A 3,521-nucleotide genomic window follows, 5' to 3' on the forward strand; every position below is an offset into this window, starting at 1 on the left:
ACCCACCGCATTCGCGAGCAAGTCCGCTCCCACATTGGTTCTGTGGTGCGGCTAAATCCTGATTTCTACCTCGCCCAGCCGCCCCCCGTGCGGCCCGAAACTGCGCTCAACCATCCGCCGCGTGCCGTCCGCATTCACAATCAACGCCGTACTCGCCCGGGTCCCATAACTGGGGCTGGCGATAAACACGCTCGACAACAAACTCTCGGTCGCCAGCCCCACGCCCGTATCCGGCAAGTCAGCGAACGGCGCGGTCTGCGGGTCGCTCAAAATCCCCAGCAAGGCCTCCGGTTGCGTGTCTTCCAGCAATTCGCTCAGCGCCGCCCTGGCCTTGAGCAACTTGGGCCAGGGCGTGTTCAACCCCGCATTGGATAACCCGTACACCCCGGCTTTCAGCTGCGTGGGTTCGGTGTGATTGGCGTTGTAATGCCATAGCTCATCCCGGTTGCCCACCAGCAAGTTGAAACCGGCATATTCGATGGATCGGCCATTAACGTCGGCCAGATATTCATCGATCGGCAGCGAGCCGCTGAGAAACCGCGCCACCAACTCACCGCGGGATTTGCGTGCCGGCGGCTGGTGCGGGTCGCGAATATTGGTCAGGGCGGCAAAGCGCCCATCGGCGTTCACCCCCAACCAGGTGCCGCCGGCTTCCTGGTCGCGACCCGCGTAGATATCAGGTGCGTCCGGCCACTGGGCCAGCGGCAGGCTGGGACGGGCGTAGAACTCATCACGGTTGGCCGCGACGATCAGCGGTTGGGCGTGGCCCGGCCGCCAGGCGAAAACAATCAGGCACATCAGGCGCTTCCCCTTTGTGTTTCTTGCCACTCTACCCACACCGGCAGCCGCGTTCCATCGTATCCAGTTGGGTCACATGCCTTCCATCCGTTAACATGCCGGTCTTGGTTTGGGGGCTCTGATGGAATTTCTGCTGTATTTGCTGCTGGGCGCCTGTGCGGGCGTGCTCGCCGGGCTGTTTGGCGTGGGCGGCGGGATCATCATTGTGCCGGTGCTGGTGTTCAGCTTTACCTTGCAGGGTTTCGACCCGCAGGTGCTGACCCACCTGGCTGTGGGCACGTCGCTGGCGACCATCATCTTTACCTCGGTGAACGCCGTGCGTGAGCACCATCGGCGGGGTGCCGTGCGTTGGTCGATTTTTCTGTGGATGACGGTGGGCATTCTGATCGGCGCAGGTTTTGGCGCGCTGACCGCCGAGGCGATTTCCGGCCCCCATTTGCAGAAGATCATCGGCGTATTTGCGCTGATCATCGCCGTACAGTTGGCCCTGGAGGTCAAACCCAAGGCCAGCCGCACAGTGCCCGGCAAGGTCGGGTTGACCCTGGCAGGCACGGTGATCGGTTGGGCTTCGGCGATTTTCGGGATTGGCGGCGGCTCGCTGACCGTGCCGTTCCTGACCTGGCGCAGCGTGCCGATGCAGCAGGCGGTCGCTACCTCGTCGGCCTGTGGCCTGCCGATTGCCGTGGCCAGCGCATTAAGTTTCATGATTCTGGGCTGGCATGACCCGTTGTTGCCCGCTCATAGTCTAGGGTTCGTGTATTTGCCGGCACTGCTGGGTATTGCCCTGACCAGCATGCTGTTCGCCCGCTTCGGTGCGCGGCTGGCGCATCGCTTGTCGCCGCGTTTGCTCAAGCGGTTGTTCGCCGGTTTGCTGTTCTGTGTCGGTATAAACTTTTTGTTGTAATGCAGGCTTAATCGCGCGGCGGCATGGTCCGACGCCATAACCAATGATTTAACGAGGAGTCGCAATGCTGCCTTACCCGCAGATCGACCCGGTGGCCCTGGCCATCGGTCCGCTGAAAATCCACTGGTACGGGTTGATGTACCTGATCGGCATCGGCGGTGCCTGGCTGCTGGCGTCCCGACGCCTGAACCGTTTCGACCCGACCTGGACCAAGGAGAAACTCTCCGACATGGTGTTCTGGTTGTCGATGGGGGTCATCGTCGGTGGGCGACTCGGGTATGTGCTGTTCTACGATCTGTCGGCGTACATCGCCAACCCGACGCTGATCTTCGAGGTGTGGAAAGGCGGCATGGCATTCCACGGTGGCTTTATCGGCGTGATGATCGCCGCCTGGTGGTTCGGCCGTCGTAACGGCAAGTCGTTCTTCCAGTTGATGGACTTCGTTGCGCCACTGGTGCCGATTGGCCTGGGCGCCGGGCGGATCGGCAACTTCATCAACGCCGAGCTGTGGGGCAAGCCGACCGACGTGCCATGGGCCATGGTCTTCCCGCCGTTCAGCGACCCGGCGCAACTGCCGCGCCATCCGTCGCAGCTGTACCAGTTCGCCCTGGAAGGTGTGGCACTGTTCCTCATTCTGTACATCTTCTCGCGCAAGCCACGCCCAACCATGGCCGTGTCGGGGATGTTCGCGCTGTTCTACGGGATCTTCCGTTTCATCGTCGAGTTCGTGCGCGTACCGGATGCGCAATTGGGCTACCTGGCGTGGGGCTGGTTGACCATGGGGCAGGTGCTCAGCATTCCGATGATCCTGGTCGGCCTGGGCCTGTTGTGGTGGGCTTACAACCGCCCGCAAGGCATCAAGCACACCGCGCTTTAAATTCGAATGCCGAGGCGTGCGCGCCTCGGCTTCAACGATACGGGTACTCACATGAAGCAATACCTCGAACTGCTGAACGACGTCGTGACCAATGGCCTGACCAAGGGCGATCGCACCGGCACCGGCACCAAGGCCGTGTTCGCCCGTCAGTATCGGCATAACTTGGCCGACGGCTTTCCGCTGCTGACCACCAAGAAGCTTCACTTCAAAAGCATCGCCAACGAGCTGATCTGGATGTTGAGTGGCAACACCAACATCAAGTGGCTCAACGAAAACGGCGTGAAAATCTGGGACGAATGGGCCACCGAAGACGGTGACCTGGGGCCGGTGTACGGCGAGCAGTGGACCGCTTGGCCGACCAAGGACGGCGGTACAATCAACCAGATCGACTACATGGTGCACACGCTCAAGACCAACCCCAACAGCCGCCGCATCCTGTTTCACGGCTGGAACGTCGAGTACCTGCCGGACGAAACCAAGAGCCCGCAGGAAAACGCGCGCAATGGCAAGCAAGCCTTGCCGCCGTGCCACTTGCTGTACCAGGCGTTCGTGCATGACGGCCATCTGTCGATGCAACTGTATATCCGCAGCTCCGACGTTTTTCTCGGTCTACCGTACAACACTGCCGCCCTGGCGCTGCTGACCCACATGCTGGCCCAGCAATGCGACCTGATCCCCCACGAGATCATCGTCACCACCGGCGACACCCACGCCTACAGCAACCACATGGAACAGATCCGCACCCAGCTGGCGCGTACGCCGAAGAAGCTGCCGGAGCTGGTGATCAAGCGTAAACCCGCGTCGATCTACGATTACAAGTTCGAAGACTTCGAGATCGTCGGGTATGACGCCGATCCAAGCATCAAGGCTGACGTGGCGATCTAAAGACCGCCTCGGTTCAAATGTGGGAGCGGGCTTGCTCGCGAAAGCGGTGTGTCAGTC

Annotated in this window: 4 protein-coding genes; 3 read left to right on the top strand and 1 reads right to left on the bottom strand. The window is 61.2% G+C overall.

What is annotated here, in order from left to right; translation table 11 throughout:
* Nucleotides 1-51 precede the first annotated feature (51 nt).
* A complete protein-coding gene (locus tag WBR57_RS22050) occupies nt 52-798 on the bottom strand; it encodes an NRDE family protein (protein ID WP_424086582.1) in 747 nt (248 codons plus the stop codon).
* A gap of 121 nt (nt 799-919) precedes the next feature.
* Here WBR57_RS22050 and WBR57_RS22055 point away from each other — a divergent pair, with 121 nt between their 5' ends.
* The 3 genes from WBR57_RS22055 (at nt 920) to WBR57_RS22065 (ending at nt 3,464) form a co-directional block, all read left to right on the top strand.
* Complete coding sequence (locus tag WBR57_RS22055; RefSeq protein ID WP_424086584.1) at nt 920-1,702, top strand: sulfite exporter TauE/SafE family protein; 783 nt, start codon at nt 920-922, stop codon at nt 1,700-1,702.
* A gap of 64 nt (nt 1,703-1,766) precedes the next feature.
* A complete protein-coding gene (gene lgt, locus WBR57_RS22060) occupies nt 1,767-2,579 on the top strand; it encodes a prolipoprotein diacylglyceryl transferase (RefSeq protein WP_424086586.1) in 813 nt (270 codons plus the stop codon).
* Nucleotides 2,580-2,630: 51 nt separating this feature from the next.
* The gene (locus tag WBR57_RS22065) at nt 2,631-3,464 is read left to right on the top strand and encodes a thymidylate synthase (protein ID WP_015886389.1); all 834 of its coding nucleotides are present in this window, start codon (nt 2,631-2,633) and stop codon (nt 3,462-3,464) included.
* Nucleotides 3,465-3,521 lie beyond the last annotated feature (57 nt).

The sequence above is a fragment of the Pseudomonas sp. genome, assembly GCF_049590575.1.
Classification (GTDB): domain Bacteria; phylum Pseudomonadota; class Gammaproteobacteria; order Pseudomonadales; family Pseudomonadaceae; genus Aquipseudomonas.